The 22,191-nt window shown below is 37.4% G+C and carries 19 protein-coding genes and 1 tRNA gene; 11 read left to right on the forward strand and 9 right to left on the reverse strand.

Annotated features, from left to right (window positions below):
* Nucleotides 1-22: 22 nt before the first annotated feature.
* The 5 genes from F0919_RS13805 (at nucleotide 23) to F0919_RS13825 (ending at nucleotide 7,704) form a co-directional block, all read left to right on the forward strand.
* On the forward strand, nucleotides 23-1,177 hold the full coding sequence (locus tag F0919_RS13805; RefSeq protein ID WP_150033355.1) for a glycosyltransferase family 9 protein: 1,155 nt from the start codon (nucleotides 23-25) through the stop codon (nucleotides 1,175-1,177).
* Entirely contained in the window at nucleotides 1,167-2,492 is a 1,326-nt protein-coding gene (locus F0919_RS13810; protein WP_150033356.1) for a hypothetical protein, read from the forward strand. The genes F0919_RS13805 and F0919_RS13810 overlap by 11 nt, the downstream gene beginning before the upstream one ends.
* Nucleotides 2,493-2,642: 150 nt before the next feature.
* A complete protein-coding gene (locus F0919_RS13815) occupies nucleotides 2,643-4,484 on the forward strand; it encodes a glycosyltransferase family 39 protein (RefSeq protein ID WP_150033357.1) in 1,842 nt (613 codons plus the stop codon).
* Nucleotides 4,485-4,587: 103 nt separating this feature from the next.
* Nucleotides 4,588-6,090: a hypothetical protein gene (locus F0919_RS13820; protein ID WP_150033358.1), complete on the forward strand. Its 1,503-nt coding sequence runs from the start codon at nucleotides 4,588-4,590 to the stop codon at nucleotides 6,088-6,090.
* A 15-nt stretch (nucleotides 6,091-6,105) separates the two neighbouring features.
* Nucleotides 6,106-7,704 carry an NAD(P)/FAD-dependent oxidoreductase gene (locus F0919_RS13825; protein ID WP_150033359.1) on the forward strand — a complete coding sequence of 533 codons (1,599 nt, stop codon included), beginning with the start codon at nucleotides 6,106-6,108 and terminating at the stop codon, nucleotides 7,702-7,704.
* Nucleotides 7,705-7,753: 49 nt separating this feature from the next.
* Here the strand turns inward: F0919_RS13825 and F0919_RS13830 are convergent, their stop codons facing one another.
* The 6 genes from F0919_RS13830 to F0919_RS13855 all read right to left on the reverse strand — a co-directional run bounded on the left by F0919_RS13830 (nucleotide 7,754) and on the right by F0919_RS13855 (nucleotide 12,518).
* Entirely contained in the window at nucleotides 7,754-8,230 is a 477-nt protein-coding gene (locus F0919_RS13830; protein ID WP_150033360.1) for a hypothetical protein, read from the reverse strand.
* A 135-nt stretch (nucleotides 8,231-8,365) separates the two neighbouring features.
* Entirely contained in the window at nucleotides 8,366-9,382 is a 1,017-nt protein-coding gene (locus tag F0919_RS13835) for an NAD(P)/FAD-dependent oxidoreductase (protein WP_150033361.1), read from the reverse strand.
* Between the two features lie 90 nt (nucleotides 9,383-9,472).
* Nucleotides 9,473-9,546, reverse strand: a tRNA-Met gene (locus F0919_RS13840).
* Nucleotides 9,547-9,578: 32 nt separating this feature from the next.
* The gene (locus F0919_RS13845; RefSeq protein WP_150033362.1) at nucleotides 9,579-10,079 is read right to left on the reverse strand and encodes a hypothetical protein; all 501 of its coding nucleotides are present in this window, start codon (nucleotides 10,077-10,079) and stop codon (nucleotides 9,579-9,581) included.
* Nucleotides 10,080-10,090: 11 nt separating this feature from the next.
* Nucleotides 10,091-11,719 (reverse strand): ABC transporter substrate-binding protein, encoded by a 1,629-nt coding sequence (locus F0919_RS13850; protein ID WP_150033363.1) that lies wholly within the window; start codon nucleotides 11,717-11,719, stop codon nucleotides 10,091-10,093.
* A gap of 76 nt (nucleotides 11,720-11,795) precedes the next feature.
* A complete protein-coding gene (locus F0919_RS13855; RefSeq protein ID WP_150033364.1) occupies nucleotides 11,796-12,518 on the reverse strand; it encodes a T9SS type A sorting domain-containing protein in 723 nt (240 codons plus the stop codon).
* Between the two features lie 281 nt (nucleotides 12,519-12,799).
* On the opposite strand from F0919_RS13855, the gene F0919_RS13860 reads away from it, so the two are divergent.
* From F0919_RS13860 to F0919_RS13875, 4 genes are all read left to right on the forward strand, one after another.
* Entirely contained in the window at nucleotides 12,800-14,929 is a 2,130-nt protein-coding gene (locus tag F0919_RS13860; RefSeq protein WP_150033365.1) for a peptidylprolyl isomerase, read from the forward strand.
* A gap of 96 nt (nucleotides 14,930-15,025) precedes the next feature.
* Nucleotides 15,026-16,120, forward strand: a complete 1,095-nt coding sequence (locus F0919_RS13865; RefSeq protein WP_235903511.1) for a glycosyltransferase — start codon at nucleotides 15,026-15,028, stop codon at nucleotides 16,118-16,120.
* 15 nt (nucleotides 16,121-16,135) lie between these two features.
* On the forward strand, nucleotides 16,136-17,263 hold the full coding sequence (locus F0919_RS13870; protein ID WP_150033366.1) for a glycosyltransferase family protein: 1,128 nt from the start codon (nucleotides 16,136-16,138) through the stop codon (nucleotides 17,261-17,263).
* Between the two features lie 26 nt (nucleotides 17,264-17,289).
* Nucleotides 17,290-18,003 carry a YqjF family protein gene (locus F0919_RS13875; RefSeq protein ID WP_150033367.1) on the forward strand — a complete coding sequence of 238 codons (714 nt, stop codon included), beginning with the start codon at nucleotides 17,290-17,292 and terminating at the stop codon, nucleotides 18,001-18,003.
* Between the two features lie 38 nt (nucleotides 18,004-18,041).
* On the opposite strand, the gene F0919_RS13880 is transcribed toward F0919_RS13875, so the two are convergent.
* The 3 genes from F0919_RS13880 to F0919_RS13890 form a co-directional block, all read right to left on the reverse strand.
* A complete protein-coding gene (locus tag F0919_RS13880; RefSeq protein WP_150033368.1) occupies nucleotides 18,042-18,746 on the reverse strand; it encodes a cell division ATP-binding protein FtsE in 705 nt (234 codons plus the stop codon).
* Between the two features lie 222 nt (nucleotides 18,747-18,968).
* Nucleotides 18,969-19,805 carry a 2OG-Fe(II) oxygenase gene (locus F0919_RS13885; RefSeq protein ID WP_150033369.1) on the reverse strand — a complete coding sequence of 279 codons (837 nt, stop codon included), beginning with the start codon at nucleotides 19,803-19,805 and terminating at the stop codon, nucleotides 18,969-18,971.
* A 91-nt stretch (nucleotides 19,806-19,896) separates the two neighbouring features.
* On the reverse strand, nucleotides 19,897-20,799 hold the full coding sequence (locus F0919_RS13890; RefSeq protein ID WP_150033370.1) for a DUF6263 family protein: 903 nt from the start codon (nucleotides 20,797-20,799) through the stop codon (nucleotides 19,897-19,899).
* A gap of 122 nt (nucleotides 20,800-20,921) precedes the next feature.
* Between F0919_RS13890 and F0919_RS13895 the strand changes: the two genes are divergently transcribed.
* A complete protein-coding gene (locus tag F0919_RS13895; RefSeq protein WP_150033371.1) occupies nucleotides 20,922-21,542 on the forward strand; it encodes a polysaccharide deacetylase family protein in 621 nt (206 codons plus the stop codon).
* 6 nt (nucleotides 21,543-21,548) lie between these two features.
* A complete protein-coding gene (locus tag F0919_RS13900) occupies nucleotides 21,549-22,190 on the forward strand; it encodes a SanA/YdcF family protein (RefSeq protein WP_150033372.1) in 642 nt (213 codons plus the stop codon).
* The last annotated feature ends 1 nt before the right edge of the window (nucleotide 22,191 follow it).

Genomic DNA, 22,191 nt, shown 5'->3' on the forward strand with positions numbered 1-22,191 from the left:
TCCCTAATATCTGAAAATCACTTTGAACTTAAAACAAAAACAATTTCTTGACAGATATATTGGGTTTCCTCTTATTTATCTCAATATATTATTGGCCAGATTTTTGGGATTTTTATTGAGGCGCAATCATGGGATACAAAAACACCCTGAAGAAATTTGCATTATAAAATTATTAGGCTTTGGGAGTGTTATTATGGCTTCGGATGCTATTTACAGCCTTAAATTAAAATATCCGGAAGCCAGATTATCTATTATATGCTCAAAAGGTATTGAACAGGGCATCCAATCTATCCATCTCTTTGAAACAATATACGTAATTGATGATAGTAACTTTTTCAGATTATTGAATTCGTCTATCGGCACTCTTTTAAAGTTAATGATAAAAAGAAAACTTTGGGTTGCTGATCTTGAGGTTTATTCCAAACTAACGGGAACATTGTCATTATGGACAAGAGCAATAAACAGATTCGGATTTTATTTTAATCAGGTGCCTGTCCGATATAATTTATATACCCATAACATCTATTTCAATACGGTAATTAATGTCGAAGACAATTATGAAGAATTAGTAAGAGCAATGGGGGTATCTGAATTTAAGGCTTATACTATAAAAGGATTTCCTTCTCGTCAGCCCGGAAAACATTACTCTTTTATAGCAATTAATAATACCTGTAGCGAACTGGCACAGGAAAGAAAATTGACAAATAAACAATTGAACGAGATATGTAACTGGATAATTACTAATACCTCATATAAAGTAGCCTTATTAGGTGCTCCATCTGATAAAAAAGCGAATGATAAATTTATTCTCGATTATAATTTAAATAAAGATATAATTGTAAACTGTGCCGGCAAATATGAATTTGAAGACTATTATAGGTTTTTATATGATAATTGCGCATTTGTGATAACCATTGATTCTGCACCTTTGCATATTGCCAACAAACTCAATATTCCTAACATTTCTATTTGGGGGCCAACATCTCCTCAAAGCAGAATAGACTTGAATTCTGGAAATGAATTTATTTATCTGGCAGTAAAATGCTCTCCTTGCGCTCATTTCGTCGATAAGTTACCTTGTGGCGGAGATAATTTTTGCATCAAAAACATTACAATGGAGCTTGTATCAGAAAAAATCGAAATGCTCATATCACAATCAACAATAAATGGACAGTAATAAAAAGTTCTATCAGCGTCCCATATTTTGGATTATCTTTTTTTTCGTGTACGCTATTATAGCATCAAGATACGTCAAAATCGATATTCATGATCCGGGATTTGGCAGGTCCTGGTATTTCGGAGACAGTTCGAGTGAGGGAAATGTTGAAAGCGCTGCAAAATTTTATATGGAAAAAGGGTTCAGGCCTAATGCCGGATTACCCACTTATAACCATTTAGATACCATTCCTGATAATGATTATGTGTATACACATTATCCACCGATGGCAGAATGGATAGCCGGAGTTACGGCACAAATCACCCATAATTATAAAGACCATTGTACAAGCGTGCTTCCTCTTCTGTTGTCTGTAGTACTGTTCTTTATGATTTTTTACATCTTGGCACGATGGCTTAATAACGATATTGCAGCATTTATAGGTGCGTCGGTTTTGGTTTTATCTAATTACTTCATTTCCTGGGCTGATGACACACATCAACATTTATACATAGAATTTTTCAGGTGGTCTTTTGTGTATTTGTGGTGGTGGTATCTGACTATTCACAATAAAAAATATATTATTCCGATATTAGCCATCTGCAGTGCTATGATGTGCCTGCTATCGTTTGAACCTTACATTTATATCCTTATTATTATTATTGGTTTTCCGTTGGCATTGAGGCAAAAGATACTTCGTTGGGAAGTAATAGTATTGCTTCTTGTTCCTGCATTTTCTTTTAGTTTAAGGCTTTACCTTAATGCTGAATACTTCGGTGGTTTTACGGCAATGTTGCATGATATGAAAGGAGCATTTCTGAACCGTACCGGAGCTTCTGCTGATGTAAGCGAGTTACAACGGACAATGCATTTTTCCGATTACGTCTACTTGCTTCCGAAAACCAGGTTACACCGTTTAGGACATTTTTATATTTTTCCTTCTCTCGTAATAATATTGTTTGGCATCTTGGGTCTTATACAATTAAAAAAACACTTTCCTTCGTTTTATAGGATAGCTGTTGTTATTTATATAGCGTCTGTAAGTTGGGCTTTTGTAATGCCTCAACATGCATTGATACATATTTTTACATTAAGGCATATTGGTATATTTATTGGTATTGTTATCGGATTTGGACTGATAAAATATAAGGAAATCCTTGTTTTACACTGGAAATCTAAAAATTATTTATTGCTTTCCGGACATGTAATCATTTTAGGATACTCCGTTTTTTACATTGCAATTAATACGGTGTATTTTGTTTACTTAAAATATGGGCTATTATATCCACATTTAGGTACTGACAATTTTGAATTATTTGATTACTTTCTAATGTAAAAGCCTCATTTTTATTACATGTGTGCGTATGTAGCTATATTCTTCAATTTATTTTTGCCCATCCCTGTATAAATTAGTGTGCCTGCTGAAAATATACATCCTGAGATGTAATAATATTGTCCAAGACATTGACTTATTAAGATATTTTTCATGATAAAAAAGATACTTCTCCTACTTATTCTTTCCATATCACTGCTTTTTGCATTAAACTTTAAAAAACCGGGAGGAGGCAGTATTTTCTATGGTGATGCATTGGGCTATTATATGTATTTGCCGGCTGCCTTCATTTATCATAATCTGGATTCTATAACAAATTTTCCAGAGGAAGCATATATCCATCCTGATATCATGTGGTATGCCAATGAAATGAACGGCTCAAGCATCACTCCAAAGGGACATGTGCTTGACCAATATACATTTGGTGTTGCTTTTATGGAAATGCCTTTCTTTTTCGCCGGACATGCTTATGCAAAAATAACCGGGCAACAGACTAATGGCTTTTCAGCCCCTTATCAAAATGCCATAAGATGGTCTTCTGTTTTTTATACTTTAATGGGGCTAATATTGCTCTATAAAATACTCCGGCGTTATTTTACGGATAATGTCTCGATAAGCGCTATCGCCATCTTATTTTTAGGCAGTAATCTTTTCTGGTTTACGCTTTATCAGGCGGGCATGTCGCATATTCCGCTGTTCTTTCTTTTTTCATTATTGCTTTACCTCACTGTCAAACTTTATGAAAAGCCGACAGTAATAATGTTTTTACTGGTTGGCCTTGTCTGTGGGCTGATTACCTACATCAGGCCTGCCGATATTGTTTGTGTATTTATTCCTTTGTTTTATAACGTAACAGACAAAGCATCCTGGAAAAACAAAATAGGCTTTATAAAAGAGCATAAAGGAAAGCTGTTGCTGGCCATGTTAATCTGTTTTCTCATTTGGGTGCCGCAAATGGTCTATTGGAAAATAATGAGCGGTTCTTTTCTTTACGATTCTTACGGCGGCAAACAAACTTTCCATTTCAATAAACCCAAAATATGGGAAGGGCTTTTCTCTGCTTCTAACGGATGGCTGTTTTATTCGCCCGCCCTGCTTATCTTTTTTGCAGGTTTATTCTTCTGGAAGAAATACAGGCCTTTTTCCACGGTGGTTTTTATCATGATACCGGTATATTTCTATCTTATCTATTCCTGGTTTGTGCCGAATTATATTAATGGCCTTGGCTCGAGGCCTATGGTGGATGTTTGTGCTGTAGTCTCCTTGCCGGTTGCAGCCTTTACGGCACACATCTTTACGTTGAAAATATGGAAACGCATATTATTTGCCTGCACCATGGTCTTTTGCATTGCTGTTAATTTCAGTTTTTGTATCCAAGAGCATATGGGTGTGTCGAGAAGCGAATACAACAACAGCGTATTTGTACGTCAGATGCTTTTCCGTTATAATTTAAGGTATAATGACCTGATTGTAAATGATATCGGAGAAAGACAGCCTGACCAGCCAACGCTAAAACCTGTCGGAGCCCGCATATATGCTTCATTGAATGATACTATGAAGAATGTTACGAAAGACAGCTTGGGAGTCTTAATCTATAACGTGCCGGTTGATGAAGAAATAACACCTCTGCAAATGCACATTACTTATCATGAAAAAACAATGAAAACCGTGCATTGGATAAAAGGTTCCGGCATATTCAAAGCTACAGACCCGGCCGATACATGGACATGTCAGGCATTTGTTTTTACAGTAGAACGCAAAGATGAAACCCTGAAATGGAAGGGCGTCAGAATTAACAACAAAATAGGTCGTATGAATATTAATCTGGACGGCTCCAGAATATATGAATACAAAGTAAATAAATGGGGCGAAGTTTCTTTTTACACCTCATTACCGGACGATATAGAAGAAGGTGATGAAATTATAATGAAGATAACCAATAGCGGCAAAAATACGATGCAGGCAAAGAATGTTTATATTCAGATGTTTGAATGATAATTACTATAATTAATATCTTATAAATATCCTGGTTTTGGAAAACTGACGGTTTCAATTAATTGATTATTTTGCAAGCCCAAAACACAAACAAAAACCACCAATGAATACTCAGGCACAAATAAAGGAACCCGGTTTCTTTGAATACATTTTCAGAAATAAGCAAAACCAACGATTATTGCTGATTGCATTTGCGGCAAATATCATTATGTTTTTCATTTTTAAAATGTTTTGCCCGAATGCCTTTTTTGTTTCAGATTCAAATGCCTATGTGCTTGCCGCCATACAATCGAATGAGGTCATGTACAGGCCTTATGGCTTCTCTAAGTTTTTGCAATTGGTCCATTCTTTTTCAAACGGGCTGGATTTCTTTATATGGGTTCAGTTTTTGCTGCTTTTTGTTGCAGGCCAGTTTGCCTTTTATAGCGTAGATTACTTATTCCGGTTTAAAAATGAAATCTTTAAGAAGGTTTCCTGGTTTTTTATAACCTTCAATCCTATTCTTTTCCTGCTTGCTAATTTTGTATTGTCTGATGCTGTTTTTACAGCGCTCACAGTTGTTTATATCACACTATTATTATGGGTTGTCAGCCGTCCTAACTGGTGGGTAATTATATTACAGGCTATTGTCTTGTACTGGGCTTTTCAGATCCGGTATGCTGCCTTATACTATCCGGTTCTGACTGTAATTGCTTTTCTTTTAAGCAACAAATCCAACATTGCAACAAAAGCAATAGGAATGCTGGTGACATTTCTGTTGATATTTGCTTCGTATAAGCATATCAAATCTCAGGTAAATGAAGTTACGGGTGTTGATGTTTTCAGCGGATTCAGCGGGTGGCAAATGGCAAACAATGTGTTGGGTTTGTATCCTCATATAAATACTTCGGCGGATGAGTTTGACACACCCGAAGAAAAATTATTAGATTCTATTTCCCATATTTATGTTGATTCCATCGATGAAAAAAGCTTACAAATAGTAAAAGACGGGAAACTTATATCCGGTTTTTTGTGGGACAAGAAGGGTCCTTTAAAAGTCTATCTTTTTAATCATATTTATAAATACCGGGTTAACTATTTTACCTCCTGGTATCAGGTATCGGAAATTTTCGGCGATTTCGGAAAAACCGTAATCAAAAATCATCCCGGAGCCTTTTTCGAATATTATCTATGGCCTAATACTAAAAATTATTTCTGGCCGGATTCGGAAGATTTTGGCGCATATACAGTAAGCAACGGACTAATACCTGATGATACAAAGGAATGGTTTGATATAAAGACCAAACAAGATTTGGACAGTATTCCCGATTTTCAAAAAGTTGTATCCATCTATTCAACAGCATTAAACTGCCTGCTTGCATTTTTGAATCTTATATTGCCGGTATTATATTACATCAATAGAAAGAAAATACTAACGCAAGACACCACAAATGAAAAAAAATCGGTTATTTTTTGGTGGTTAATGGTTGGTTGTAACATGGCTTTTAGTATTTTCGCGGCGATGATTGTATTACGATATGAATGTTTATTGTTAATTATAGGATTTGGATTTCCTATGATAATGCTCGACAGATTGTTTACAATGAGAAAAACAACCCAATCCTAAAATTTTCAATATTAAATGAGTCAACAAAAATATGCAATAATTGCGGGCGCAGGTCCGGCAGGATTAACTGCTGCTTACGAATTATTGCTACGCACTGATATTATTCCTGTTATTTACGAAAAAAGTGAAGATATAGGTGGTATCAGCAAAACCGTAAATTATAAAGGCAATCGTATTGATATAGGCGGGCATCGTTTCTTCTCCAAATCCGACAGGGTAATGGATTGGTGGCTGCATATCCTTCCAATGGAAGATACGCATGAAGAAAACGTAAAGATTCAATATCAGAATAAAACAAAGGTTTTAGATACGCATCATGTTGAACTGACAGATGATAAAGATGCTGACAAAGTAATGTTGGTCCGCAGCCGGTTGTCGCGTATCTACTTTTTAAAACAATTCTTTAGTTATCCTGTAACATTATCGGGCGAAACATTGAAGGGGCTTGGCTTATGGCGTACCATGAAAATAGGCATGTCTTATATGTTTACCCAAATGATGCCGAAGCGTAAAGAAGTATCTCTGGAAGATTTTTTCATAAATCGTTTTGGCAGAGAGCTTTATCTTACCTTCTTTAAAGATTATACAGAAAAGGTATGGGGCCAGAAATGCAGTGAAATATCGGCTGACTGGGGTGCGCAGCGTATTAAAGGTTTGTCTATTCTGAAGGCGCTTCAGCATGCTGTAAAATCCAAAAAGAAAAAGCCATCGGGAGATGTAAGCCAGAAGGAAGTAGAAACGAGCCTGATTGAACGTTTCTTATATCCCAAATTCGGCCCGGGCCAGATGTGGGAAGAAGTAGCCCGTCTTGTGCTTGCAAAAGGCGGCCAGATTCACATGGGATATGAGGTTTCAAGTATTCAGACAGAAGGAAATAAAGTAAAATCGGTAACGGTTAAAAATAGCAAAACCGGCGAACAGCGTACGGAAAACTGTGATTACTTTTTCTCTACCATGCCAGTAAAACAATTGCTTACCAATTTGCAACCGGCAGCTCCTGCCAATATCAGTAAAATTGCAGAAGGCTTGTTGTACCGTGATTTCATTACCGTTGGTTTGCTGATGGATAAATTAAAAATCCGCAACGACAAAACGCAACCGGCATCAAAAGACAATACCGTAAAAGATAACTGGATTTACATTCAGGAAAGAGAAGTGAAAGTAGGCCGTCTGCAGATATTTAATAACTGGAGCCCGTTTATGGTGGCTAATCCTAACCATGTATGGATTGGTATGGAATATTTCTGTAATGAAGGCGATCCATTATGGAATATGAAAGATGAAGATTTGATGAAATTAGGTATTAAGGAACTTTCCGATATCGAAATCATCAGTAAAGAAGATGTTCTGGACAGTACGGTATTGCGTATGGAAAAAGCCTATCCTGCTTATTTCGGTACTTACAATCAGTTTGACGAATTGAAAGACTTCACCGACCAATTCGAAAATCTGTATTTGGTGGGCCGTAATGGCATGCACAAATACAATAACAGCGATCATAGCATGTTAACTGCCATGACAGCGGTTGACAACATTGTTGCAGGAAGAAAAGACAAGAAAAATATTTGGGAAATCAATACCGAAATGGATTATCACGAAGAAAAGGATAAATAAATTGATCTTATTAAGGGGCCAACTTTTTAAAGTTGGCCCCTTTTTTATTTCAGAAACGCAACGCGAGCCCGACTCCATTATTCGAGACCAAAAACATCAATTCTTTCTTATTTAAAAAGGAAGTAGTTTTTAATCCGGCATTGTATAATTGTGCAGCCTCTTTTGCTTTTTTACCGGATATTATTCCAAATGGAATTGAAATACCGACTACTCCGACTCCGACTCCCAACATAGCCCATTCCGGATCTTTCTTGCCGCCTATAGCTTGCCCCAAAGGATAGCCAATCAGGAAACCACCGGCACATGCAAAAACCGTACTAAATCCATTATAGGTTCTGGAAGCTTTCATCTTTTTAAAAGCAGCCTCATTCGGTTGCATCAGGCGAAGCATGTCTGTCGGTTTCAAGGTTACATCATGATACCAGAAATTACCTCTTTTAGCAATTATGGAATCGCTTTTCAATTGACAAAAGCCCGTGTTAAATGCTGATAGTAACAATAGAAATAATAATCCTTTTTTAATCATAGGGTTGTTTTTATGATGATTTGATTTTATAGGAATCAAATTACCGAACAATTTGAAAAAGGAACAAATTTATTTACTGTTTAACTATCAAACACTTAGAATACAAATTGAAGTTATTTTGGAAAAGGCAATCTATTATAATTTCCGGATCAAATAATTAGGGTCCAATAATTTTTGCGCCAATTCGTTTGCCCAATAGGGACCTGAAGAAAAGCCACGTGTGCCCAATCCGTTAAAAATAGCGATTGTTTTATATTCAGGATGAAAGCCAACAAATGGAATTTGTCCAGCCGTAGTAGGTCTTTGTGCCACAATATGATTCTTTATTTCAAATGGAATTTTAAGCCAGGATTTTAATTCGGCTTCCGATTCCTTTCTCCATTGTTCATCCGGCAATAAATCTTCAAAATCCCATTTATAGTTACTGCCGCACCAAAACTGATGGTTGCCTTTGGGAACCAATCTTAATTTTTGGTGATACACGGCATCTTCCGGTAATGCGGGAATGTCGAGCATTAAAACCTCGCCTCTGTTTTTTGTAAAAGGTAACGATTGAAAGAAACGGCCGGTTGCAGCTGATACTCCGTTGCAAAAAATAATTTTAGAAGCACTGATATTTTTGTAATGAACTTTATCTTCCTCTATTTCCAATAAATTTTCATCAAAATCTTCTTCAATGAATGCATCTTGTGCCAGTAAATAGCTTTTTACCGAAGAAAGCAATAACGGGGCATTGATAACAGAAACTCCGCTGATTATTCCGCAGCAATACAAGGCATTAAAATAAGGTGATTCACTATCTGCAATGGATAAATATTGTGGAAATAATTCTTGCTTTTGCTCAAATTGCAACTGCTTTTCTTCAGACTCATGAAAGACATACAGCTTTGTTTCCTGCAGTATTGAAATGCTCAAAAGTTTCTCTATGTTGCTGTAAACTCCATGGGCTTTTGGTAAAAACAACGCAGCCTGTGGTGAAGGCGACCAATGTTTGCCGGCCATCGGATTCAAAACGGCACCGGCTACCAAACTCGATTTATAAGGATTTTCTTTATCGATTACCAATACCTTTTTGCCATGCTTTATCAATTCAAGGCTTAACAAAGTTCCGGCAATGCCCTGGCCAATAATCAGGAAGTCTGTCTGTATCAAGTTTCAGGAGAGAATAGTAACCAAAGATAGCAAAAAAGAAAGGTTGCTTTATTCAAGCAACCTTATAATCAAGGATATTTCACCTTTTCGTAGCGAGATCGGGAATTGAACCCGAGACCTCAGGGTTATGAATCCTGCGCTCTAACCGCCTGAGCTACCTCGCCAATGGGCGGCAAAAGTAAGAAGGGTTTTTGAATTAAACAAAAAAATTCCATTCATCTTCATATTCATCTTTTTTGAAAGTAGCAATCCACTCAATGAATAATTCACGGAATTTTTCGATATCCAGCCTCACCGCATCCGCATGTTCTTCCTCAATAGAACCCATCAATACCATTGAACTTAATTGCGTCTGAATATAAATCGCGTTTTTACGGACAACAGCAGCGTTTTCCATCAGCAATACATACATGTCCACTTCGGCAGAAGTTTTAATTTTTACGGCAATTTGTATGGCATCGCCTATCATAAGTTCTTTTTGATCCTCAAAAAAACCTTCCGGCATATCCGGATTTTTTTCAGCGTAAGATAACAAAGCATAAATCCCGGTCATTACTTCCCGCCATTGATTATACAATGCTTTCGCCGATGTTCTTAATGCAGCATTTTTCCAGGCTTCCCCGCTTTCATAACCTTTGTTATCAAAATCATTGTCATCCCATTCGGGCAACTGGCTCAAATTGTCTAAAATATCCATCTGTATGTTTTCTAATTCTTTTTTACTCTTCTCAAATCAATAATGTTCAGCGCATTTGTCTGGAATCCTGTAATATTCTTTTGTGTAAAATGCAATATTTCATCATAAAACAGTGGTACGACGGGAGCTTCGCTGCTTACCAGACTATCCATTTTTGCATATAATTGAAGCCGAAACGTATCATCATTGATTTTCAAACTTTGCTGATACCAATCATCAAAAACCTTGCTTTTAAATTGTGTATAATTCGGAGGAGAGGGAAATCCACTGTAAAAACAAGCTAAAAATGTTTCCGCATCAGGATAATCGGCTACCCAACCGGCTTTAAAAAAGGGTAATTGATTTTTTGTCATCATCTGCCGCATAAGTCCCTTCAGCATTATTTGTATTTCGGTATGAATACCCACTTCATTTAACTGTGTGGCTACAAAGTTGCAGATATCCACATCGGCATCAGGAACGGTCAATGTAATTACCGGTAAATTTTTACCATTGGGAAATCCAGCTTCGGCCAATAGTTGCAAAGCTTTTGAAGGATTATACTCGTAACCTTCCACCACCTTATATTTATCAGGAATCATTACAGAAGGAATAAATCCACCTTTCTCCGCAGGAATCCCAATGCCGTTTCTGAAATAAGTAACAATTTTTTTCCGATCGATAGCATAATTAATTGCCTGCCTTATTTTCCGCAATCGAACAGGATTATTTTTCACCAAATCATTGGCCGAATCCATTACAAAACCTATGTATTCATCATATAAATAGCTATGCTTTAAAAGATTCATACTGTTTGAAAACCCGGGCTGCAAAGTGCCGTGCCTGGTAAGTACCATATCCTTCATAGACCCATCAATACGATACATGAAATCCGTTTTCTTTTGTTTGAACAAAAGAAACTCCAATGCTTTGGTATCATTGAATGAAACCTGAATGGCATCTAAATAAGGCAACCGCACCCGGCTTTCGTCAAATTCCCAGTAATGCGGATTTTTATACAAAACCATGGTTGTGCCTTCGTCCCAGTATTTCAATTGAAAAGGACCGGTGCCACAAGGATGATTCCTGAAATCTTTACCCCATTTTTCAACCACCTCTTTGGGTACCACAGCACAATATTGCATGGTCAATATTTGTGGCAAGGGCCGGAAAGGCTCTTTTAGCGTAATTAATACCGTCGTATCATCCAAAGCCTGAAATGGTTTATCTTTTGAAACCCTGTCATTAAAAACCCAGGCTCCGGCGGCGGCCACATCCGGATTTATCAATCTCCGGAATGTGTAAACAACATCGGCAGCAGTCATCTTTCTTCCTTTTCCATTTGGAAAGGCATCATTATCCTGAAAATAAACATCGTTTCTCAAATGAAAAGTATATTGTAAACCATCGGCAGAGCATTCCCAACTTTTAGCAAGCGAGGGAACTGTTTGCAGTCCGGAATCAACTTCCAGCAGCGTATTGAAAATAAAATGAGTACCCCACATAATGGCAATACTTTTTGCAAAAGCTGGGTCAAGGGTTTCAATGCCTTCAATCTGGTTATACCGGAAGATCATTTTCTTTTCTTCCCTATGCGTTTTACAAGCCGCAAAAAAAGAAAGCAGGATAATTAAAAAGGTTATTTTTTTTCTGAAAAACATGCAGCCACAATATAAACCAAAAAGAAAAGAGATGCCGCTTATGCAAGACATCTCTTTCAAAATAAATTCAATTCTTTTATTGTTTAATAAACTTAGAAGAAGCCACTCCTTTATCTGTGTCCATTTTAAGGAAGTACATGCCTCGTGGCAATGTGGCGATATCCAACTTTATTTCTCCGGCAGGAGCAACTGTCTTTTTAACAACAATTCTTCCTGAAATATCTGTAATAGTTACATTGTTCACTTTCAGATCTTTTGTTTCCAATTGAAGTACATCTGTGGCTGGATTTGGAAAAAGCGTAAAGTCAAGTATTTCACCATTTACATTATGAATGGCTGTACCGCCATTTATGCCGCAAGGTTTGTATGTTATAGTGTTCTGATCAGTATTATTAGTCAAAACTTCGTCAATAAAAGCACCTGTACCGTCCGGATTGCTTACAATTTTTACATAAAAATTTACAGTCTCGTCATTTTCGTTCTGATTAATATTATTCAATGTTCCGAAGCTGACATTCACACTACTACCCATCGGAATAGAATCTTCCAGAATGTAAGTATTATAAGAGACTAAAGGAATGGTTGGAATATTGTAAAACAGCGTATCACCAATGTTCAGCGTATTAGGGCCGTTGTTTGTAATTTTTGCGTCGAGATTATATTGTGCATAGGCCGGAATAACTTGTCCTTCCGAAGGTGATATCAGCTCAATATTCATTTCGCACTTTCTTTGCTGCGCCTGTAATGTCCAGGTTCCGGCCATCAGCAATGCAAAGCCAAGTAGTTTTCTAAGGTTCATTTTTTCTGATTTTGGTTAAAATTACAAACAAATATGCTAAGAATAGTTCAATATTATGTTTGTAACAGTTCAAATTTTTAAACTTTACAATAAAATATTCCGGAAAATTTTTTCAACAAAAAGTAACCAACCGATTCATTATTAAATATTGTTGACAAAAAACAAGCAATTGAAACAATTTTTTTTCTGCCCATAATCAATTCTTTTGATATAAACACGTTGGTTTTCCAATTTTTCCATTACATTTGCGCACTTTCGATAATTCTGTACTTTAATTTTTTATGGCAGTAATTCAAAAAATCAGGGATAAATATGCGAAGCTGGCGGGCGGTGTAATCGTTGTTGCTTTGTTGGGTTTTATATTAATGGACTATGGTAAAGGTGGCGGCAGAGGCCCTTCTACAACCATCGGCAAGATAAACGGTGACAAAATTGATGTCAACGAGTATCAGGCTGTTGTGGACCAGAAAGAAACCGAAATGAAGCGTCAAAGTCAGGGGCAACCTATTGATGATAATACGCAGGCACAATTACGCGATCAGGCATGGACTGATTTGGTAAACGACAAATTATTATCGGATGCTGAAGATAAACTTGGAATTGTAGTTACTACAGCCGAAGTAAATGACTTATTAACCGGTTCAAATCCTGATCCAACAGTTCTTCAGGCATTTACTAATCCGCAAACAGGCGTTTTTAATCCTCAGGAAGTAAAATCTACGATTGCGCAACTGAAAAAAGATCCGCAAAGAAAAGGAGACTGGCAGGCTTTTGAAAACAGCCTGATCAAACGCCGTCATCAGGAGAAATTCAACGGTATGATTAACGGGTCTGTTTATACGCCGAAATTTGTTTTGGATGATATCAATAACAGCCGCAACACTATTGCAAAAATCAACTATGTAAAATTACCATACACATTGATTCCCGATGCTCAGGTAAAAGTTACAGATGATGAAATAAAAAAGTACATGGAAGCTCATAAAGCCATGTTTACGGTTAAAGACGCCACACGTTCTGTTGATTTTGTTGCTTTCAATATTGTTCCTTCTGCAGAAGATTCGGCAAAAGCGTTTGCTGATTTGGCGAAAATCAAAGAAGAATTTACTACAACTACCGACATAGATGCTTTTGTAGCACGTAACTCTCAGGCTCAGATTCCTGTTGCTTTTTATACTAAAGAACAATTGAAAAGCCTTCCGAATGTGGATGAATTGATGAGTGCACCTGCAGGTAGTATTGTAGGACCATTTTATGATGGCAGCAACTATACTTTAGCTAAAATTCAGGAAACAAAAACTTTGCCCGATTCGGTTAAATGCCGTCACATACTTGTCGGATTAAAAGATCCGCAAACAGGACAGGAAAAATTAACGGATGCACAGGCGAAAGCAAAAATTGACAGCATCGTTGCAATGGCAAACGGTGGTGTTCCTTTCGATACATTAGCTGCACGTTTCTCTGATGATTTGGGAAGCAAAGATAAAGGTGGTGAATACGAATTCACATTGGCAAACAGATCCGGTCAGAATCCTTTAGCCCCTGAATTCGGTGACTTCGTTTTTGAAGGCCATACAGGTGAAAAGAAAGTGGTAAAGACAGAATTTGGTTATCACTATATTGAAATCCTGAGTCAAAAAGCACCAACAACTACCAGCAAAATCGCTTTTGTTGCACGTCCGTTTAATTACAGCGAAACAACAAATAATGCGCTTTATGCTACTGCTTCTCAGTTTTCAGGCAGTGCCAAAAACGCAAAAATGTTTGACAATCTTGCCAAATCAAAAGGTTATAATATTCAAAGCGCTGATGGTTTAAATCAAAACAGCTTCCTTGTAAACGGACTTGGCTCTTCCCGCGATTTGGTAAAATGGGCATACAGTGCGAAACTTGGCGACGTTTCAACCGTTTATACGATTGGAGACAGATACATCGTTGCAAAACTTTCGAGCGTTATGGATGCAGGTTTGGCTCCGGTAAATGATAAAACACGTCCGTTCATTGAACAATATGTGATGAAAAACAAAAAAGCTGAAGCTTTGAAAAACAAAATCAAAGGTCAGGCTTCATTGGAAGCTATTGCACAAAGTCAGGGTCAGGCAGTAGGTACTGCAGATTCTGTAAACTTTGTTCAAGGTTTTATTCCGGGTGTTGGCCAGGAACCAAAAGTCGTTGGCTATGCATTTTTCAAATCATTCAATGCAAACACAGTAAGCCCTGCAATTTCAGGACAAGACGCTGTTTATGTAATCAGCTTATTGGGAAAAACAAATCTTCCGGCCGCTCCGCGTGATATCAACATGGAACGTAAAATGCAGGATTATCAATTGAAAGCAAATGCTGCTCAAATGGTAATGGCAGGTATGAAAGATGCTGCAGAAGTTAAAGATCAAAGATCTGACATATACTAATATTGACAGGATAAGAATATAAAAAAGGGGCTTTATTGCCCCTTTTTTAATAGCTGAACTTATTTGTCTCTGCAGGAATAAGATAAATCTGAAATATTGAAAAATAAAAAAATCATACTGACTGTCATTAATGATCTGAATTTTGATCAGCGAATGATTCGTATTTGCACTTCACTTGCAAATGCAGGTTATGATGTGGAACTGGTAGGCAGATCACATAAAAACAGCAAGCCGCTTTCTAAAAAATCTTTTCAGCAAAAACGTTTTGCTATTGGTCCCGATAAAGGGAAAATGATGTATTTATTATTCTGGATCCGGTTGTTTTTTTATCTCTTATTTCAAAAAGCGGACGCTCTTTGTGCGATAGATTTGGACACGATTTTACCGGTATATTTTGTTTCAAGAATCAGACGCATCAAACGTGTTTATGATGCCCATGAATTGTTTACAGAAATGCAGGAAGTTGTAACACGACCGCGAGAAAAGAAAATGTGGGATTGGATTGAAAAAGTTACAGTCCCAAACTTTCCGGTTGGCTATACTATTGGGGAATGTTATGCCGATGTGTTCAGAGAAAAATATGACGTGCAATATTCAATTGTGCGCAACGCCACTATATTAAGGCCTTTCAGCATTCCGCCCAAGCCGGATAAATATATTTTGTATCAGGGAGCTGTAAATGTAGGGCGTTGCTTTGAGTTTCTGATTCCGGCAATGCAACATATAGAAATGCCTTTGATAATTTGCGGTGCAGGCAATTTTTATGATGAAGCGGTAATGCTGACAAAACAGTATAAGCTGGAACATAAAATCACTTTTAAGGGATATGTACCTCCGCAAGAGTTGAAAACGATTACAGAAAAAGCCTGGGTCGGCATAACCTTATTTGAAGCGGTCGGACCAAGTAACAGGCTGTCTATGGCTAATCGGTTTTTTGATTATATGCATAGCGGTGTCCCGCAATTGTGCATGGCTTATCCCGAATATGAAAGGGTGAATGCGAATTTTGAACTGGCATACCTTATTGAAGAACCGAATATCGACAATATTGCGAAAGCTTTATCTACGTTGATTTACGACGAAAGCTATCACCGGAAGTTACAGGACAATGCCATGAAAGCCCGCGAGGTTTATAATTGGCAGGAAGAAGAAATACGGTTACTTAAAGTATATGAAAACTTGTTTGCTTAGTCCTATTTTTACAGTATGAAACTACACATCATATCTTCCGATGTTCCTTTTCCGCCTGATTATGGCGGTATGGTTGATGTGTATTATAAGATCAAAAACTTACATGAAGCCGGCGTAAAAATATATCTTCATTGTTTTGAATATGGCCGGGGTGAGTCTGCTCGAATGAAAGACTTTTGTGAAGAGGTATTTTACTACAAAAGGAAAACGGGCGTAAAAGGGTTGTCGTTGAAATTGCCTTATATGATGTATTCCCGGAGGGACGACAACTTATTGAATAACCTTATTGATATAGATGCACCTATTCTGTTTGAAGGTGTCCATACAACTTATTATCTCTCGCATCCAGCTCTGGAACAACGTTTCAAGCTGATGCGCAATCAAAACCTGGAACAGGAATATTATACTTTATTAGCTAACAGAGAAACAAATCCTGCTAAAAAATTTTACTACAAAACGGAAGCCAGGCTGCTGAAAATCAAAGAAAGCAGGTTGGATGCCGCTGATGTGTTTTTAACGGTGGCGGAGCACGATCATAATTTTTTCAAACAGGCTTATCCGCAAAAACAGCATGCCTACATTCCTTCCTTCCAGCCTTATAATGAGGTGAAATCTTTACCGGGTAAAGGCAAATATGTTTTATATCATGGTAATCTGGGACATCCGGAAAATGTAGAGGCGGCTTTGTTCTTATTGAGTGAAGTGTGTCCTAAAATAGACATTCCATTCATTTTTGCAGGAAAAGATCCTTCTTCAAAAGTTACAGATGCCTGCAGTAATCTTAAAAACTGCACATTGATTTCAAATCCTGATATGAAGGAGATGGAGAGCTTAATAGCAAATGCACAGGTACATTTATTGCCAACCTTTCAGGCAACAGGGTTGAAGCTGAAGCTGCTGCACGCATTGTTCAATGGAAGACATATTGTGGTAAATGAAGCCATGGTAGCCGGAACCGGACTTTCAGACATCTGCAATGTTGCATCAGACGCAAATGATTTTATAGCAAAAACAAAACGGTTGTTTGATATTTCTTTTGATGAACAAACGATTCATGAACGCAATAAAGAACTGTTGAAACGTTACAATAATCCTGAAAATGCAAAAAGAATTATTGCATTTTTGGAACAGGAAAAGAAATAGATTTTCATCGGTAACAAAAACATTTTATGTCCAAAACATTTTTGAAAGCAGCATGGAGAAAGCTTGCTTTATTCAATTATGAAGTGGATTCCGCTATCCTTAAACCATTTCTGCCTAAAGGAACGGAACTGGATTTATGGAACAATACATGCTACGTAAGTCTGGTTGGCTTCATGTTTTTAAATACACGCATAAAGGGTTTCAAAATTCCTTTCCATACTGATTTCGAAGAAGTCAATCTACGGTTTTATGTACGCTACAATGATAAAGGAAGTCTGAAAAGAGGTGTGGTTTTTATAAAAGAAATCGTTCCGAAACCGGCTTTAACTTTTGTTGCAAATACAATTTATAGAGAAAACTATGAGACCTTGCCCATGAAGCATCTTTGGGAAGAAAAAGATGGAAAGCAGATTATAACTTATAGTTGGCGCAAGAAGAAAAAATGGCATTCAATGACATTGGAAACAGGTCCGGAATTAAGAGAAATAGGGCAGGGGAGCGAAGCGGAATTTATTACGGAACATTATTGGGGTTACACACAAATTAATAAGGACAAAACTTCTGAATATGAAGTAAAGCATCCGAAATGGCAAATGTATGATGTGCAGGATTATACCGTAGATGTTGATTTTGCAGCGATGTATGGACAACAATTTGCCTTTTTATCCGGAATAAAACCTTTGTCCGTTTTTCTGGCCGAAGGTTCTGATATCAGCGTAGAAGCGGGAAGAGTTATATAATATCAACTAAAAAGACGCACATGATGCGTCTTTTTTGATTATTCTGAAGTATTGTTATTCGAAGGGATGGTAAGCTCATGAACACCGCCCTGTTCAATTCGTATAACGCGGGCCGGGTATCTTTGAATGATGCCATAATCATGTGTTGCCATTACAACCGCTGTTTGGTAATCGCGGCAAATAGTAAACAATAATTGCATTATCTTATCAGTCGTTTCCGGATCAAGATTTCCGGTTGGTTCATCAGCAAGTATCAGCTTTGGGTTATTAAGCAAGGCGCGTGCAATATCAACTCTCTGTTGCTCACCACCACTCATTTCATAAGTCATCTTATAACCTTTGGCACGCAATCCCACCTTATCCAGCACACTTTCTATCTTCTCTTTCATTAAAGCTTTATCGGTCCAGCCGGTAGCTTTTAAAACAAACTCAAGATTGTCGTTTACATTCCGGTCGGTAAGCAATTGAAAATCCTGAAATACAATACCCAGATTACGGCGCAATAACGGAACTGTTTTCCAGCTCAGATCTTTCAGCTTAAATCCGGCTACTTCAGCATTTCCTTCTTTCAATTGTAAATCACCATACAACGTTTTCAGTAAGCTTGATTTACCGGTGCCTGTTTTACCAATAAGATAAACGAATTCGCCTTTTGCAACTTCAAGGTTTACATTGTCCAATACCAGACTTTTGCCTTGATATATCTGTACGTTTTTTAGCGAAACCGGAACTTCTGTCGACATGAATGCTGTTATTTGTGAATGGTTACAAAAATAGGCTTTATTTTCTTTTTTGCTCCGCCAAAAAAGAAACAAAAAAGGCGTTCGAAAACCAATTGCTCCGCTGGTTTTCGATGGCTTGCGCACTTCTGGCGATCAAAAAATTTGTGTTGAAAGCTTTTAACAGAATAGATAGCAAAATGATATTAATCCTTGTAAGGATTAAACTAACAATCCTCTTTTAAACTATTTATCTTTCTTATAAATATGCTTGGTTTCTACAATCCGCTTACCTGTAATTTTCCTGATGAAGTTTCGGAGGTTTCTGTCCAGCTTTAAAAAAACACCTTTTACTGATTCTTCAGGACGGCCGTAAAAAGAAGTTACATGAAAATAACTTTGATTTTCTGCGGGTACTTTGGAAAAATAATAATTGGAAACACAACAACGTTTTCCTTCGGCCACAACTTTGCTTACGGAATGATAGGAAGATTTATTGGTAATCATTAATGCCAAACGATTGAATGCGCTCAAAATAGTCCTGGGATTACCTTTTACACCTTTATCCCAAAGTTCAAGATTGCCTCCGTTTTCCAATTTCCAATCGGGTGTAACATAATAGAGCAGATTTAAAACCCTGTAATTTTCCCGTTCATTGTCGTGCGAATTATCGAGGTGCGGATTTAAAAAATTACCTTTTGCCATTAAACTGATGCCTCCGGCGTAAAGATGTTCGTCCGGCTGCATGTTTTCAATACCTGTTATTTCCTCGCAGATTTTCACAATCCTGTCGTCCTGAAAAGCAAACACAATTTCTTCCAGTAATGGATTGTACAAATCCATCTGGGCTGCAACACGCTTATTTTCCCGCATGGATTTGTGGATGGCCATTTCTTCAGCAGAGGGAAACGCATCGTATATCGTTGCTGCAATGTCTTCGGGCAAAAGGTTATCTATATAGCAGGAATTTATGCGGCCTTGCTGCTGGAACATCTCTTTTAAAGACTGCTTTTGTTCCTGTAATTTTTCAAGAATAAGGTCTGCCAATTGTCCTCGGGTATATGGAGTGTTGTTTTGCAACATGCTTTCTATGCTTTTGTGATTATGCAAATATAAATTATAAAAAAGAGTGCAGCCTATAATGCTGCACTCCAATAAATTTGCCTTTTACAGGTTATTGTTTCTTACTGCTTACACTAATCGTGCTTTTGATGTTGATATCTTCCGGAGCGTTCTGCATTGTCATTTTACCTTTAATATCAGAAATGGTTTTACTGCTGATTACCTGTCCTGTGGCAATATCCAGCTCAATAGTACCTTCCTGCTTCCCGTTTAATTCCATTTGTGTTTTTACAGAATCTGCACCCATTTCTGTTTTTGGCAAACTTAAATCTGAGGTTACCGAAAGCGTAGCTTTGCCGTTTTCTACAGACTTTAAGGAGTAGGTGTTTTCCATGCCGATATTGATCCCCGATACCGTCATTTGCTGTTTTTTATTCCATGTATCGCCTACTTTGACCTTATGCCCGGGATACATATCAAAAGAGCTTTGCATCATCATGCGGATGGCAGTATCGTTCAGTTGATTTTTTATATTTTGTTGGGCTGCGGGATTATTAACCATATTAAATGAAGCTACAATAGCGTCCAGGCCACTTACTTTTATAATCTGACCATCGGGAGCAATGTCCATCACAAATGACTTCCCAATCAGGCTATCCATTATATTCATACCCATCACATCTTGTTTCGGATCTTTCGAATCATATTTCATTTCGCCCATAGGAGAAGTCATAGAAATAAGAATATGGTTGTAGGTAGCTTCTATTGATTTAACGCCCGCATTATCGGACTTGCAATTATATACCATGTCCATTACCATATTCTGATTCATTGTGAGGCCTTGCATGATGCCGATGGTCTGGTCAATCTGCGTAGTATATAAATATTTGTCGCCGGCTTTAAAATTTAGTTTTAAATCTATGGCATCTGTATTGCTTCCCGACTTGCAGGATGTCATAAATGTATAACCACTCAAAAACAAACAGGCAAGTATTACAAGCTTTAAATGTTTCATGTTTTCTATTTTGATTCGGACAAAGATAACCTTTTGAAAAATATGGCCTGAAGCGAAAATCTTTTGTCAAAAAATAAGAATCTGTTTATGATGATGCCGGGATTTAATACTTTTGATAGAATATGTATTTAATACAAACGCCAAAGTTATTAAGGGCATTAGCGCCATCTTTTGCAATATGGGAAAAACCTGTTTTGCCTGCGCAGCCAGCCGTTTACCTGACCTTTGACGATGGGCCACATCCTTTAGCAACGCCATTTGTGTTAGATGTACTCGCTAAATATGAAGCCGGGGCTACTTTCTTTTGCATCGGTAAAAATGTTGTGGAACATCCTGAAATCTTTCATCGTATTCTGAATGAAGGCCATGCTGTGGGTAACCATACACACAATCATTTAAATGGCTGGCATACAAAATCTGACATTTATATAGAAAATACACATCAGGCGGCACAATATATAAACAGTAAACTCTTTCGCCCGCCTTATGGAAGGATAAAAAAGATACAGGCGGATAAATTACATGAAATGGGCTACAGCATTGTAATGTGGAGCTTATTAAGTGGCGATTTCGATATAAAAATCAGTCCTGAAAGATGTCTGGAAAATGTTGTGTTCAATTTGAAACCGGGTGATATTGTTGTATTTCATGATAGCCAGAAAGCCTGGGACAGGATGAATTATGTTTTGCCGAGGGTATTAGAACATTGCAAAAAAAACAAATGGTCCGTTAAAGCATTATAAATAAAAATGAAAAGATTCAACGTTCTTCTTAAAACATTATTTGTTCTTTTAATAGTAATGGTAGCAACGCTATTCGTTGTCAACAAATGGGTAACCGTTTCAACAGAAAAGCAATTGTATTCAGATGTGAATAGTATTCCACATAACAAAGTGGGATTGGTTTTAGGAACCTCAAAGCATTTGGCCGGCGGCTTTATCAATTATTATTATCAATATAGAATTGACGCTGCTGTTGCATTATATAAAGCAGGTAAAATTGATTTTGTTTTGGTGAGCGGCGATAACGGAACAAAATCATATGACGAACCTACTACGATGCAGGATGACCTGATTGCAGCAGGCATTCCAAAAGAAAAAATATTCATGGACTATGCCGGCTTCAGGACATTGGATAGCATTCTCAGGTGTAAATATGTTTTTGGAGAAGATAACATTACTGTTATATCACAGCCTTTCCATAATCAAAGAGCAGTGTTTATCGCAAATCATAAGGACGTGCATGCTATTGCTTTTAATGCAAAGGATGTAAGTAAAAATGCCGGGTTCAAAACACTGTTGCGCGAAAAGTTTGCGCGTGTGAAAATGTTGCTGGACTTGGTTTTCAATAAGCAAGCCAAATTTTATGGGCAGAAGGTTGTGATAGAATAAG

This window comes from Taibaiella lutea, assembly GCF_008629695.1.
Classification (GTDB): Bacteria; Bacteroidota; Bacteroidia; order Chitinophagales; family Chitinophagaceae; genus Taibaiella; species Taibaiella lutea.